The 12,811-nt window shown below is 73.6% G+C and carries 11 protein-coding genes; 6 read left to right on the top strand and 5 right to left on the bottom strand.

What is annotated here, in order from left to right; all coding sequences use genetic code 11:
• The first annotated feature begins 16 nt into the window (after positions 1 to 16).
• Both AC07D6_RS11335 and AC07D6_RS11330 read left to right on the top strand, forming a co-directional pair.
• The gene (locus tag AC07D6_RS11335; protein WP_479043454.1) at positions 17 to 1,303 is read left to right on the top strand and encodes a cytochrome P450; all 1,287 of its coding nucleotides are present in this window, start codon (positions 17 to 19) and stop codon (positions 1,301 to 1,303) included.
• A gap of 1 nt (position 1,304) precedes the next feature.
• A complete protein-coding gene (locus AC07D6_RS11330) occupies positions 1,305 to 2,270 on the top strand; it encodes a TauD/TfdA family dioxygenase (RefSeq protein ID WP_479043453.1) in 966 nt (321 codons plus the stop codon).
• A 62-nt stretch (positions 2,271 to 2,332) separates the two neighbouring features.
• Here AC07D6_RS11330 and AC07D6_RS11325 read toward each other — a convergent pair whose 3' ends face one another.
• The gene (locus AC07D6_RS11325) at positions 2,333 to 3,124 is read right to left on the bottom strand and encodes an FkbM family methyltransferase (protein ID WP_479043452.1); all 792 of its coding nucleotides are present in this window, start codon (positions 3,122 to 3,124) and stop codon (positions 2,333 to 2,335) included.
• A 190-nt stretch (positions 3,125 to 3,314) separates the two neighbouring features.
• On the opposite strand from AC07D6_RS11325, the gene trpC reads away from it, so the two are divergent.
• A complete protein-coding gene (trpC, locus tag AC07D6_RS11320) occupies positions 3,315 to 4,118 on the top strand; it encodes an indole-3-glycerol phosphate synthase TrpC (RefSeq protein WP_479043451.1) in 804 nt (267 codons plus the stop codon).
• 232 nt (positions 4,119 to 4,350) lie between these two features.
• Here the strand turns inward: trpC and trpD are convergent, their stop codons facing one another.
• Positions 4,351 to 5,436, bottom strand: coding sequence for an anthranilate phosphoribosyltransferase (gene trpD, locus AC07D6_RS11315; protein ID WP_479043450.1), 1,086 nt, complete (start codon positions 5,434 to 5,436; stop codon positions 4,351 to 4,353).
• A gap of 120 nt (positions 5,437 to 5,556) precedes the next feature.
• Here trpD and pdxR point away from each other — a divergent pair, with 120 nt between their 5' ends.
• Positions 5,557 to 6,951 carry a MocR-like pyridoxine biosynthesis transcription factor PdxR gene (pdxR, locus tag AC07D6_RS11310; RefSeq protein ID WP_479043449.1) on the top strand — a complete coding sequence of 465 codons (1,395 nt, stop codon included), beginning with the start codon at positions 5,557 to 5,559 and terminating at the stop codon, positions 6,949 to 6,951.
• On the opposite strand, the gene AC07D6_RS11305 is transcribed toward pdxR, so the two are convergent.
• A complete protein-coding gene (locus tag AC07D6_RS11305) occupies positions 6,926 to 7,549 on the bottom strand; it encodes an anthranilate synthase component II (RefSeq protein WP_315880037.1) in 624 nt (207 codons plus the stop codon). The two genes, pdxR and AC07D6_RS11305, sit on opposite strands and share 26 nt — an antisense overlap.
• On the bottom strand, positions 7,546 to 9,072 hold the full coding sequence (locus AC07D6_RS11300) for an anthranilate synthase component I family protein (RefSeq protein WP_479043448.1): 1,527 nt from the start codon (positions 9,070 to 9,072) through the stop codon (positions 7,546 to 7,548). Before AC07D6_RS11300 ends, AC07D6_RS11305 begins: the two co-directional genes overlap by 4 nt.
• Before the next feature lie 180 nt (positions 9,073 to 9,252).
• Between AC07D6_RS11300 and AC07D6_RS11295 the strand changes: the two genes are divergently transcribed.
• Positions 9,253 to 10,620, top strand: coding sequence for a class II 3-deoxy-7-phosphoheptulonate synthase (locus AC07D6_RS11295; RefSeq protein WP_479043447.1), 1,368 nt, complete (start codon positions 9,253 to 9,255; stop codon positions 10,618 to 10,620).
• Here the strand turns inward: AC07D6_RS11295 and AC07D6_RS11290 are convergent.
• Positions 10,592 to 11,317, bottom strand: a complete 726-nt coding sequence (locus tag AC07D6_RS11290) for a thioesterase II family protein (RefSeq protein WP_479043446.1) — start codon at positions 11,315 to 11,317, stop codon at positions 10,592 to 10,594. The two genes, AC07D6_RS11295 and AC07D6_RS11290, sit on opposite strands and share 29 nt — an antisense overlap.
• 830 nt (positions 11,318 to 12,147) lie before the next feature.
• On the opposite strand from AC07D6_RS11290, the gene AC07D6_RS11285 reads away from it, so the two are divergent.
• Positions 12,148 to 12,795 (top strand): helix-turn-helix transcriptional regulator, encoded by a 648-nt coding sequence (locus tag AC07D6_RS11285; protein WP_315880052.1) that lies wholly within the window; start codon positions 12,148 to 12,150, stop codon positions 12,793 to 12,795.
• Positions 12,796 to 12,811: the final 16 nt, after the last annotated feature.

Raw genomic sequence — 12,811 nt, 5'->3', positions numbered from 1 at the left:
CTGGAGGAAACCAGCCATGACCACGCACCAGCCCGCGCCCGCGGGCGCGACCGGCACCCCACCGCCACCCCCGCTCGGCGCGTACGACCTCACCGACCCGCAGACGTTCCTCGACACCGATCCGCACGTCCTGTGGCGCCGGTTCCGTGCCGAGAGCCCCGTCCACTGGCACGCGACCGACACCCCGGTCCCCGGCTTCTGGGCCGTTTCCAGGTACGCCGACGTCGTCACCCTCTACCGGGACAACCAGCAGTTCACCTCCGAGCAGGGCAACGTGCTGGCCACCCTGCTCCAGGGCGGGGACTCCGCCTCCCGCAAGATGCTCGCCGTCACCGACGGGCCGCGCCACGCCGAGATCCGCAACGTGATGCTCAAGTCGTTCTCGCCGCGCGTCCTGGAACCCGTCGTCGCCGGCGTCCACCGCCGCACCCGGGAACTCGTCGCCCAGGCCCTGGAACGCGGCGAGATGGACTTCGTCACCGACGTCGCCGACCACATCCCGATCAACACGATCGGCGACCTCATGGACGTCCCCGCCGCCGACCGCGAACAGCTCGTCGAGTGGAACACCCGGACCCTGTCCCGGCACAGCTCCGAGGACAGCACGCTGGACGAGGTGGTGGCCCGGAACGAAATCCTGCTCTACTTCTCCGAACTGGCCGCCGAACGTCGCCGCAACCCCGGCGACGACGTCATCAGCGCCCTCGCCACCGCCACCGTCGACGGCGAGCCGCTGTCGGAGGAGGAGGTCGTCTTCAACTGCTACAGCCTCATCCTCGGCGGTGACGAATCGAGCCGCATGTCCTCCATCGGTGGCCTCATCGCGTTCTCCGAGCACCCCGGGGAATGGCGCAGGCTCAAGGACGGCGAGGTCTCCGTCGACAGCGCCACCGAGGAGGTGCTGCGCTGGACCACCCCCGCCATGCACTTCGGACGCCGCGCCCTCGTCGACGTACCCCTCCGCGACCAGGTGATCCGAGCCGGGGACGTCGTCACCCTGTGGAACAGCTCGGCCAACTTCGACGAGGACGTCTTCGACGACCCGTACCGCTTCGACATCGGCCGCACCCCCAACAAGCACGTGGCGTTCGGACACGGGCCGCACTTCTGCCTCGGGGCCTTCCTCGGCCGGGTCCACGTGAACGCCATGGTCGACGCGCTGCGCACCATGGTCTCGGGCATCCGGCTCCAGGGCCCGCCGCAGCGCCTCTACTCCAACTTCGTGCACGGGTACAGCGGACTGCCCGTCGCCCTCACCGCCGAACCGGCGACGCCGGCCGCGGCGGGGAAGGTGACGGGGTGACATGGGGGTGGCCGGCATGCGGGAGGAGAGGCGGACGAAGGGCGGCACCACCCTCGCCGTCCTGCACATCGAGGGGCGCGTCGAGTCGTGGGACGCCGGCACGCTGGGCGAGGTCCGCCACCGGGTGGAGGAGCTGCTGGCCGCGTGCGGCGCGGTGATGCTGCGCGGGCCCGGTGTGGCGGACGCCGACGAGTTCCACCGGGCCGTCACCGTCTTCGGCGACCCGCTGATCGGCAGCTACCGGGGCGGGAACACCCCGCGCGTGACGGTCTCCGACGGCGTGTTCACGTCGACCGAGTACCCGGCGCGCTTCGACATCTCGCTGCACAACGAGCTGTCCTACGCCCACCGCTGGCCCAGCCGGCTGTTCTTCTGCTGCCTGGTGGCGCCGGAGACCGGCGGGGCCACCCCGGTCTGCGACGGCCACGCCCTGCTGGAGGACCTCGACCCGAAGGTCAGGGAGCGCTTCGAGTCGGGGGTCGTCTACCGGCAGCACCTGCACGGCGGGTTGGGGCTCGGCAAGTCGTGGCAGGACACCTTCGAAACCGGCGACCGCGGTGTGGTCGAGGAGTTCCTGGAGGCGTCGGAGGCGGAGTACCGGTGGACCGCCGAGGGCGGCCTGCGCGTCAGCCAGCACCGCCCGGGCATCCGCACGAACCCGCTCAGCGGCCGGGGCGTCTGGTTCAACCAGGCCGACCAGTGGCACCCGTCGAACCTGCCCGGCGACGAGGGCGAGACGCTGCTGTCGCTGATCGACGACGTCGACGACCTGCCGCACTGGGTGACCTACGGCGACGGCACGCCCATCCCGGAGGAGGACCTCGCCGAGGTGCGCGCGGCCGCGCGGCGCAACAGGCTCGTCGAACCGTGGCGGCGCGGCGACATCATGATCGTCGCCAACATGTCGGTGCTGCACGGGCGGGAGGCGTACACGGGACCCCGCAAGGTCGTCGTCTCGATGACGTGACACGCGCCGGTGTCGCGTACGGCGGGCCAGGTCACCGCGACCGGGCCCGCCGTACGGCGTCGTCAGGGGCGGCGGGAGGCGAAGACCGCGTAGCGGCCCGACTCCACCAGGCCGTCGTCCCCGAGCGGGGCGACCGTGAACCCCCGGTCGCGCAGTTCGCCGCACAGTACGTCCAGCCGGCCCTCCGTGGCGGTGCCCGGCTCGTCGTGCACCTCCAGCGCGATCCGCCGGATCAGCGGCCAGTGCGCCTCGTCCACCCCGCGCAGCACCTCGACCTCGGCCCGCTGGACGTCCACCTTCAGCATGTCGACGCGGTCCACGCCCTCCTCCGCGATCACGTCCGACAGCCGCCGGATCGGGCACACGTACGGCACCTCCCGGAACTGGAACGCCAGCATCTCGTCCAGCAGGTCCACGTCCTCGCCCAGTTCCGCGGCGGCCGGCTCGTCCAGCACCTGGCGCTTGACGAACTCCCGGTCCGCCGCGGTCTCGGCGTGCGAGGAGCGCGCCGACATCGTCGTGTAGCCGGGGTAGAAGGTGAAGTCCGCCTCGCCGTCGGCGTCGGACAGCGCGCACCGGTGGAGCTTCGCCGGCACGCCGTACGCGGCCATGTTCCGCTCCAGCTTCTCGAAGACCGGCGGCAGCGGCTCGAAGGCGTGGATCGTGGCGTCCGGGCACACCGTGCGCACGAACAGCGAGTAGAGCCCGATGTTCGCCCCCACGTCGAAGACCACGGCGTCCGGCGGGAGGGTCATCCCGTCGGGGAGGTAGGCCCGGCGGACGAAGATCTCCTCGTAGAGGAACGCGGTCTCGTGTGCGTTGACGCCGGCGATCCGGCTCGGGTCGATCCCCATGGCGCTCTCCTGACTGGTCGCGGACGTACGGCACGTGCCAGCGTGCCGAAGCGCGCTGACGGCGGGCTGATGCCGGTCACGCCCCGATCACCGCCGCCACCAGGGTTTTTCGCCGGGCCCTTAAGGAGGTGGTCGAGCCCTGGCCGCCTCCCTAGGGTCGGTCCTCAACCAACCGGTCGGGGGAGACACGATGAGCGTTCTCGACGAGATCGTCGAAGGAGTGCGTGCCGATCTGGCGGTACGCCGGAAGAAGGTGCCGGAGGCGGCACTGCGCGAACGGGCGGTCGCTGCCGGCCCCCCGGTGGACTGCGCCGCCCTGCTGCGCGCGGGGGAGGGACCCGCGGTCATCGCCGAGGTGAAGCGGGCCAGCCCCTCCAGGGGCGCGCTCGCCGAGATCGCCGACCCGGCGGCCCTCGCGGCCGAGTACGCGGCCGGTGGCGCCGCCGCGATCAGCGTCCTGACGGAACGGCGCCGCTTCGGCGGTTCGCTGGACGACCTGGACGCGGTCCGGGCGCGGGTCTCCGTCCCCGTGCTGCGCAAGGACTTCATCGTCGGTGCCTACCAGCTCTGGGAGGCCCGGGCGCACGGTGCCGACCTGGCGCTGCTGATCGTCGCCGCGCTGGACCAGCCCCGGTTGGCCGACCTCGTGGCGCTGGCCGTGGAGATCGGCCTGACGCCGCTCGTGGAGGTGCACGACGAGGCGGAGGCGGAGCGGGCCGCCGCCGCCGGGGCCCGGGTGGTCGGCGTCAACGCGCGCGACCTGCGGACCCTGGACGTGGACCGGGGGACGTTCGCGCGGGTGGCGCCGTACCTCCCGGGCGGCGTCGTCAAGGTCGCCGAGTCGGGGGTGCGCGGCCCGGTCGATGTCGCCGGGTACGCGATGGCCGGTGCCGACGCGGTCCTGGTCGGCGAAGCCCTCGTCACGGGCCCCGATCCCCGTGCCACGCTCGCCGCCCTCCTCACCGCCACCCGCCCGGTCCTCGGCGTGCGCTGACGCCGGGGCGGGCGGCCCGGCGCCGGAACCCCCGCCGGCGGGGGCCCGCGCACCGGGGCGGCCCGCCGCCCGGGGCCCCGCGCGCCGGGGCGGCCCCGTGCGGGTCCCGCCCCCGGGCGGCCCGCCCCGCCCGCCCACCACCGTCCCCGTACGCGCCCGCCTGCCCGGTCGGACCGCCGTTCCGGGGCCGAGCCCGGCCGGCGGGGGGCCCACCGGCACCCGCACCCGTCCTTCAGCCCGCCACCCCGACCGCCTCCGACCGCTTCGTCGTGAGGGCGGCCCACCGTTCCAGGACCGCGGCCGCCGCACCCGAGTCGATGGATTCGGCGGCCCGTTCGACACCGGCCGCCAGCCGCTCGGTGACCGGGCCGGCGCCCCGCCCGTCCGGCGGGGCGAGCGCCGCGAGGCCCGCCGCGGCGGACAGGAGGACCGCGTCCCTGACCGGGCCGCGTGCGCCGGCGAGGACCTCGCGGGCCACGCGGGCGTTGTGGACCCGGTCGCCGCCCCGCAGGGCGTCCGGGCGCGCGAGCGCCATGCCGAGGTCCCGCGGGTCGAACACCTCCGTGCGCACCGCCGAACCGCTCACCGACCAGACCGTGGAGGTCGTGGTGACCGTCAGCTCGTCCATGCCGTCGTCGCCCCGGAACACCAACGCCGAAACTCCTCGCCGCGCCAGCACGCCCGCCAGCAGGGGCGCCAGCCGCGCGTCCGCCACGCCCAGCGCGAGGGCCGCCGGGGAAGCCGGGTTGACCAGCGGCCCCAGCGCGTTGAAGACCGTGCGCACGCCGAGCTCCCGGCGCGGCCCGGCCGCGTGCCGCATCGCCGGGTGGAACTCCGGCGCGAAGCAGAACGTGATGCCGGCCTCCTCCGCCACCTCCGCGACGTCGGCCGGGGGGAGGCTCAGCGCCACGCCCAACTCCTCCAGCACGTCCGCCGATCCGCACGCCGACGACGCGGACCGGTTGCCGTGCTTCACCACCCGCGCCCCGGCCCCGGCCGCCACGACGGCCGACATCGTGGAGATGTTGACGCTGTGGGAACCGTCCCCGCCGGTCCCCACGATGTCCACCGCCGGCCCGGGCACGACGAGCGGTACGGCGTGCCGCCCCATGGCCCGTACCAGGCCCTCGATCTCCTCGACGGTCTCGCCCTTGGCGCGCAGCGCCACCAGCAGCCCGGCCAGCCGCACCGGCCCGGCGGCGCCAGACATCACTTCGTCCATCGCCCAGTCGGTGTCGTCGGCGGACAGATTCCTGCGCTCCAGCAGCGCGTTCAGCAATTCCGGCCAGCTCGGGGAAACCTGCGGTTCGGCGGTCACGCGAATTCTCCTTGGACGGCACCTGAGGGAATTTCTCCGTCCAGTCTCCGCATGACGACGAGCACCCACCAGACCACTGTCCGTCGAGAATTACGGTCCAATTCGAAGGGGGAAGGGCCCATGGCCCTGCACATGGCCGTCGAGGTCGTCAGAGATTCCGGGAAATCCCTGACCGCCCAGATCCAGAGCTTCATCAAGAGGCAGATCTCCGAGGGAATCCTCCATCCCGGCACCCGCCTGCCGTCCAGCCGCAGGCTCGCCCGCGACCTGGACGTCTCGCGCAGCGTCGTCGTGGAGGCGTACGGCCAACTCGTCGCCGAGGGCTACCTGGAGGCCACCCAGGGCGCCGGCACCCGGGTCGTCGCCCACATCGACGCCGCGCCGTCCGTCGTACCGACGCTGCTGGACGAGGGCCATGTGCCCGCCGTCCGCTGGGACCTGCGCACCGGCGGCCGCAACCTGCCCGCCTTCCCGCGCCGCGAATGGCTCGGCTGCTACCAGCGCGCCCTCCAGTCCGCGGCCCCCGCCGACCACGGCTACCCCCCGCTCGCCGGCGAACCGGGCCTGCGCGTCGAACTCGCCCACTACCTCGGCCGGGCGCGCGGCGTGTGCGCGACCGCCGACCAGGTCATGGTCGTCGCCGGGTTCTCGCAGGCGCTGGGACTGCTGTGCACCGTGCTGCGCCAGGACGGCGTCGACGCCATCGGCATCGAGGACCCGGGCCACCCCGGCCAGCGGCAGTTCGTCCGGGAGACCGGGCTGCGCCCCGTGCCCGTCCCGGTCGACGAGGAGGGCATCGACGTCGAGGCGCTCGCCGCGACCGGGGTGCGCGCGGTCCTGGTCACCCCCGCGCACCAGTTCCCCACCGGCGCCGCCCTCTCCGCGCACCGCCGCGAGGCGCTCGTCCGCTGGGCGCGCGACACCGGCGGCCTGGTCGTCGAGGACGACTACGACGGCGGCCTGTGGTACGAGCGCGGCCCGCGCCCCCTCGCCCTCCAGCGCCTCGCCCCCGACCACGTCGTGTACGCGGGCACGGCCAGCAAGTCGCTCGCCCCCGGGCTGCGCCTGGGCTGGCTGGCAGCGCCCCCGGACCTGCTCGCACGGCTGCTGCGCGCCCGCGCCCGCCACGACCTCGGCACCGAGAGCCTCACCCAGTCGGCCTTCGCCGAACTGCTGCGCAGCGGACTGTTCGACCGCCACCTGCGCCGCCTCAACGCCCGCTGCCGTGACCGCCGCGACACCCTGGAGGAAGCGGTGCGCCGGTTCCTGCCGGGCGCCTCGGTCATCGGCCGGGCGGCGGGCCTGCACGCCTACGTCACGTTGCCCCGCCACACCGACGAGGCGGCGCTCGTGGCCGCGGCGCCGCGCCGCTCGGTCGTGGTGCGCGGCGCCGCCGCCTTCCACGTCCGCCCCCGGTGGGACGCGCCCGCCCTGGTGGTGGGCCACGCGCACCTGCCGCGCTCCGGGGTGACGGAGGCCGTTCGGGCCCTCAGCGAGGCGTGCCGCCTCCGCTGAGGGCCGCCGTCGCGCCCCTGCCGCGGGCCGTCGCCAGGAAGTTCTCCATCATGGTCAGCCCGCCGGTCGTCATGATGCTCTCCGGGTGGAACTGCACGCCCTCGATGGGCAGCGTGCGGTGCCGCAGGCCCATCACATAGCCGTGGTCAACGGCGACGGCCGTGGTCACCAGGGAGTCCGGCAGCGGCTCGGCGACCACCAGCGAGTGGTACCGGGTGGCCTCCAGCGTGTGGCCCAGCCCCGTGAACAGCCCTGCCCCGTCGTGCCGCACCGTACTGGTCCGCCCGTGCATCACCTGGTCGGCCACCTCGATCCGCCCGCCGTGGGCCAGGGCGATCGCCTGGTGGCCCAGGCACACCCCGAGCAGCGGCACCCGCCCGGCGAACCGGTGCACCAGCTCGACGTGGCCGGACTCGGCGGGATGCCCGGGCCCGGGCCCGAGGACCACCGCGTCGGGCCGGGAGGCGGCCAACGCCTCCGGGGAGCGGGTCAGGGACCGCACCACCTCGGTCCGGGCGCCCAGGGTGCGCAGGTACTGGTCGATGATGTGGACGAAGCTGTCGTACGCGTCGATCAGCAGGATCCTCGGCTCGCTCACGGCAGCAGCTCCTCACCGGTCAGCGCCCAGTGGGCGGCCCCCATCTTCGCCAGCGTCTCGCGCCACTCCGCCTCCGGCTCCGACTGGGCCACCATGCCCGCCGAGCTCTGCGTCGAGTACGTCGTCCCGTCGTACTCGACCGTGCGGATGCACAACGCGAACTCGCTCCACCCGCGCACGTCGGCCAGCCCGACCGCCCCCGCGTAGCTCCCGCGCCGCTCCCGCTCCAAGCCGTCGATGATCTCCATGGCCCGCACCTTCGGCGCGCCCGTCATCGTCCCCGCCGGGAACGTCGCGCGTACCGCCCGCCAGGTGTCGACGCCCTCCTCCAGCCGGCCGGACACCGTCGAGACCAAGTGGAAGACGTGGGAGTAGCTCTCCACCGCCATCAGCCGGTCCACCGGCTGGGTGCTGGGCCGGCTCACCCGGCCGATGTCGTTGCGGCACAGATCGACGAGCATGACGTGCTCGGCCTGCTCCTTGACGCTCTCGCGCATCTCCTTCACGCGCCGCTGGTTCTCCTCCTCGTCCGCGCCGCGCCGTGCGGTCCCCGCGATCGGGCGCATCAGGATCTCGTCGCCCTCGATCCGGAAGAACAGCTCCGGGCTGGCGCCGATCAGCGTGTTGCCCGCCCGGGGCATCAGGTACATGTACGGGGAGGGGTTGCGGGCGCGCAGCCGCCGGTACACGTCGACGGGCGTCAGCGTCGTCGTCACGTCGATGCGGTGGCCGATCTGGATCTGGTAGATGTCACCGACCCTGATGTGCTCCAGACAGGTGTCGGCCCACTCCAAGAACGTCTCGCGGCTGACGCTGTCGCTCACCGACAGCGGGGCGGACGCCTCGGGAACGGCCGCCCGGCGCCCGTCGGCCCGCTCCCGGGCCGCTTCGCGGGCCATCGCCACGACCGCGCCCACGGCGCCGTCGGCCCGCCGCGGGAACGCGGCGCTCTCGGCGCGCAACAGCCGGACCTCACCCGTCGTCAGGTCGTACCAGACGGTGTCCCGGAACAGCGTGAGCGTGATGTCGGGTCCGTTCGGGGCCTTGGTCCGGGCGGGCAGCGCCTCCATGTGCCAGACCGACTCGTACGCGAACGAGGTCAGGAACCCGAAGGCGTACGACGTGGCGGGGACGTCCGTGTCGACGTCGAACAACCCCTGTGCCCGCGCCAGCAGCTCCCACACCCGGCCGCCGTCACCGGGCAGGCCGAGCCGGTGCCCCGACCCGCCCGGCGCCGCCCCTTCGGGCCGCAGGCCCGCCTCCTCGGCGGCCGGCACCAGGGCTCCCACCACGCCGGGGGCGCCGTCGATCTCGACGTGACCGTCGAACACCCGGATCTCCGCCAGGCGCCCGAACCCGACCACGGCCCACCGGCGGTCGGGTTCGGCGCCGTCCACGCTCTCGAAGAGGAAGACGTCCTCCTCCCCGCGAGCGGCGCGCAGCCGCTCGTACACGTCAAGGGAATCGTGGTGGGGCAATCGGGTCGCGGTGACCCGCACCGCGATGTGTTCCGCTCTTCGCATGGTGAACTCCCCTCGAAAACAGTGCGATCAGCAAAACAGCGGGTGTGGCGGCCGTGCCAGACCAATCAATCGCCTTTCGTGCGGACCACTTGGCCGAGCCCTTGACCCCGTGCGCCGGTTGCACTGAGCTGATCCGTGTTTCCACTCGGCGATCAGAAACAGTGAAGGGAACCGGGAACGATGAATTCACCCACCGAATCCTGGCGGGATTTCCCCGCGGCCCAGCAGCCGCGGTGGCCGAACCGGGCGGAACTGCGCGCCGTGACCGGGTGGCTGTCCGCCGCGCCCCCGCTGGTCCTCGCCGCCGAGTGCGACCTGTTGCGCCGCCGCATGGCGGCGGTCGCCCGGGGGGAGGCGGTCCTCCTCCAGGGCGGTGACTGCGCCGAGACCTTCGAGCGGGTCACCGCCGACGCGATGCGCGGCAAGCTCCGGACCCTGCTCCAGATGGCCGTCGTCCTCACGCACGCCACCGCCCTGCCCGTCGTCAAGATCGGTCGGATGGCGGGCCAGTACGCCAAGCCCCGTTCGTCGCCGGTCGAGAGGCGCGACGGCACGGAACTGCCCTCCTACCGGGGCGACGCCGTCAACGGTCCGGAGTTCACGGCCGAGGCACGGCGCCCCGACCCGTGGCGCATGCGGCGGATGTACGAGAGCTCCACCATGACCCTCAACCTGGTACGGGCCCTCACCACCGGCGGTTTCGCCGACCTGCGGCAGGTGCACGCCTGGAACCGGGGCTTCGTCGCGGACTCGCGGGCCGGCGAGCGCTACGAGGAGCTCACGGACGAGATCGGCCGCAGCCTCGCCTTCATGCGGGCGTGCGGCGTGGACACCGGCGAGCTGGGGACGGCCGAGTTCTTCGTCGGCCACGAGGGGCTGCTGCTGGACTACGAATCGGCCCTGACCCGCGCCGAGCCGGACACCGGCCGCGCCTACGCCACCAGCGGCCACCTGTTGTGGATCGGCGAGCGGACCCGCGACCTCGACGGCGCCCACGTCGAGTATTTCTCCCGCGTGCACAACCCCGTCGCCGTCAAGCTCGGCCCGACCACCACCCCCGACACCGTGCTCGGCCTCGTCGACCGGCTCGATCCGCGGCGCGAACCCGGCCGGCTGACCTTCGTGGTCCGCGCCGGCGCCGACCGCGTCCGTGACGTGCTGCCCGACCTGATCGAGAAGGTCACCGCCGAGGGCGCCCTGGTCTGCTGGGTCAGCGACCCGATGCACGGCAACACCGTCACGGCGCCCAGCGGCCACAAGACCCGCGGCTTCGACACGATCCTCGACGAGGTGCGCGGCTTCGTGGAGGTCCACCGGGAACTGGGCACCCATCCGGGCGGCGTGCACGTCGAACTCACCGGCGACGACGTCACCGAATGCGTCGGGGGCGGCAACCCGGTGCTGCCCGAGAACCTGCACCACCGCTACGAGACGGCCTGCGACCCGCGCCTGAACCACACCCAGTCGCTGGACCTGGCGTTCCTCCTCGCCGAGATGTACCGGGACCGGGCCGGTGCGCTCAGCTCCCGGCCGGCGCCCCGTCGATGACCGCGTAGGGCGGCTCCGCGGCCAGGTAGAAGTGGTCGCCCGGGAGCGTCCGGTACCGGAACGGCCCCCGCGTCCGGTCCCGCCACGCGGCGACGTCCTCGACCCCGACCCGGGGGTCGCGGTCCCCGACCAGCGCGGTGACGGGGCACCGCAGCGGTGTGCTCCTGTTCGACCGGTACGAGGCCAGCATGCGGAAGTCGGCGCCGATGTAGGGCATGACCAGCTTCACGAAGCCCGGGTTGTGCAGCAGTTCGGCGTCCGTGCCGCCCAGTTCCACGAGCGTCTTCACGATCGACTCGTCGTCCCAGGCGGTGGCCGCGTCGGGAGCCGGCCGCAACAGGTGCGGCGCCCGGGCGCCCGAGGCGACGAAGTGCGCCACCCGGACGCCCTCGTCCTCCAGCGCCCCCACCACCTCGTACGCGACGATCGCCCCCATGCTGTGACCGAAGAACACGGTGGGCCGGCCGCCCATCCACGGGCGCAGCGACGCGGCGATGTCACCCGCCATCGCGGCGAGCTCCGTGGCGGGCGGCTCCGCGATGCGTTCGGCACGGCCCGGATAGCACACCGCGTGGACCTCGAACCCCGTGAGCGCCTTGCCCCAGGCCCGGAAGAAGTAGGGCGAGCCGCCGGCATGGGGAAAACAGATCAGCCGCCGGTCTGCGAACGGCCGCGGCTCGACGCACTGTGTCCACATCTTCCTGCCCCCAAGGCCCCGCGTCCTGTGTGTCGCCTCCACGATCCTGAGCGGGACTGACACGCCGCTGACGCGGCCACCCCGCCCCGGCCCGCCGCGTCAGGGGCGTCGACCCCCGCCCTGAGCCCTGAGCACCGGGGCCCGAGCCCCGAGTCCTGAGCGCCGGGGCCCGTGGGACCGGGCGCGGTGTTCCCCCGGACCCCGTACCCGGGCCCCCGCCCGGTGGCCGCGGCCTTCCGCCCCGGTCGGGCGCGGGTGAGCGGTCCGCGGGCGCGGTCGGCCCCCGCTGCCGTGACCCGTGCAGCGGGACGACCTCGGGCGTCCCGCGGACCGGGGCGGTCCGACGCCCCCCGTCCTGCCGTCCGGTGCTCCGTCCCCACGTGCTCGCGGCCTGGTTCCGGCACCGGGACGGGAGTGCCCCCGGCTCGGCGCGGCCGGCATCGACATTCGGACGACCCCTGGTGGGAGCGCTCCCAAGGCGGTCGGTCTTCCGCACGGTGTGCGGACGGCCTCCACGGCCCGGTCGGACCGGGCATGCGAACCCTCTGAACAGCAAAAACGCTCCGGAGGCGGAGCCGGCGCCCAGCCCCTGCGGCCCCGGCGCCCGACCCCGTGATCGAGCCGAACGCCCGGTCTTTTTCGGACACTTCGACGGCGTTCCGCTGTGGGCGCGGCGTGTTCGGCTGTTTGGGGCGCCCGGCCCGACCCTACGATTGAACAGACCATTGATGGGTAGGCGCAGTCCTTTTGTGCCTGCGTTCGGCAGGCCGCGCCACGACGCGGGCACGCCGATATGGGGGGTAATCCGAGTGCGTAGTTCATCGCGGACCATGGAGGTCGGCGGAGCCGACCCGGAGCGCCGGATACCGGTCGTCGTCCACACCGCGGATCCCATCTCCCGGGCCGGCGCGGTCAGTCAGCTCCGCCAGCACCCGATGGTCGAGCTCCGTGAGGGAACGGAGGTCAGGCCCGGGACCGTGGTGGTCCTGATCGGTGAGACGCCGGACGAGCCCATGCTCACCCAGTTGCGCAGGCTGGTCCGCAGCGAGGGCGCCCGCGCCGTCCTGGTCGTGAGCGCGGTCCGCGAGGCCGAACTCCTCGACGTCATCGAGTGCGGGGTCGGCGCCGTCGTCTGGCGCCACGAAGCGACCGCGCACCGGCTGCTGCAGGCCGTGCTCGCCGCCTCCCGCGGTGACGGCGACCTCCCGGCCGACCTCCTCGGCCGTCTCATGAGCCAGGTGGGGATGCTCCAGCGCTGCGCGGCGGGCCACCCCGGCACCCCCACCTCGGGCCTCGTGGCACGCGAGGTCGACGTCCTGCGGCTGGTCGCGGAGGGCCTGGACACCGGCGAGATCGCGGGCAAGCTCTCCTACTCCGAGCGCACCGTCAAGAACGTCATGCACGGGCTGACCACCCGCCTGCACCTCCGCAACCGCGCCCACGCCGTGGCCTACGCCCTGCGGGAGGGCTACATCTGACCGCGCGGGCAGCCCC

It is taken from the genome of Streptomyces sp. NPDC045287 (genome assembly GCF_056432325.1).
The sequence above is the reverse complement of the archived record's forward strand: the minus strand, read 5'-3'. Positions and strand labels throughout refer to the sequence as shown.

Excerpts from the sequence above, each read along its gene's own strand:
- AC07D6_RS11335 (WP_479043454.1), top strand. The coding sequence starts at position 17 with ATGACCACGCACCAGCCCGCGCCCGCGGGCGCGACCGGCACCCCACCG.
- AC07D6_RS11330 (WP_479043453.1), top strand. The coding sequence starts at position 1,305 with ATGGGGGTGGCCGGCATGCGGGAGGAGAGGCGGACGAAGGGCGGCACC.
- AC07D6_RS11325 (WP_479043452.1), bottom strand. The coding sequence starts at position 3,124 with ATGGGGATCGACCCGAGCCGGATCGCCGGCGTCAACGCACACGAGACC.
- trpC (WP_479043451.1), top strand. The coding sequence starts at position 3,315 with ATGAGCGTTCTCGACGAGATCGTCGAAGGAGTGCGTGCCGATCTGGCG.
- pdxR (WP_479043449.1), top strand. The coding sequence starts at position 5,557 with ATGGCCCTGCACATGGCCGTCGAGGTCGTCAGAGATTCCGGGAAATCC.
- AC07D6_RS11300 (WP_479043448.1), bottom strand. The coding sequence starts at position 9,072 with ATGCGAAGAGCGGAACACATCGCGGTGCGGGTCACCGCGACCCGATTG.
- AC07D6_RS11295 (WP_479043447.1), top strand. The coding sequence starts at position 9,253 with ATGAATTCACCCACCGAATCCTGGCGGGATTTCCCCGCGGCCCAGCAG.
- AC07D6_RS11290 (WP_479043446.1), bottom strand. The coding sequence starts at position 11,317 with ATGTGGACACAGTGCGTCGAGCCGCGGCCGTTCGCAGACCGGCGGCTG.
- AC07D6_RS11285 (WP_315880052.1), top strand. The coding sequence starts at position 12,148 with ATGGAGGTCGGCGGAGCCGACCCGGAGCGCCGGATACCGGTCGTCGTC.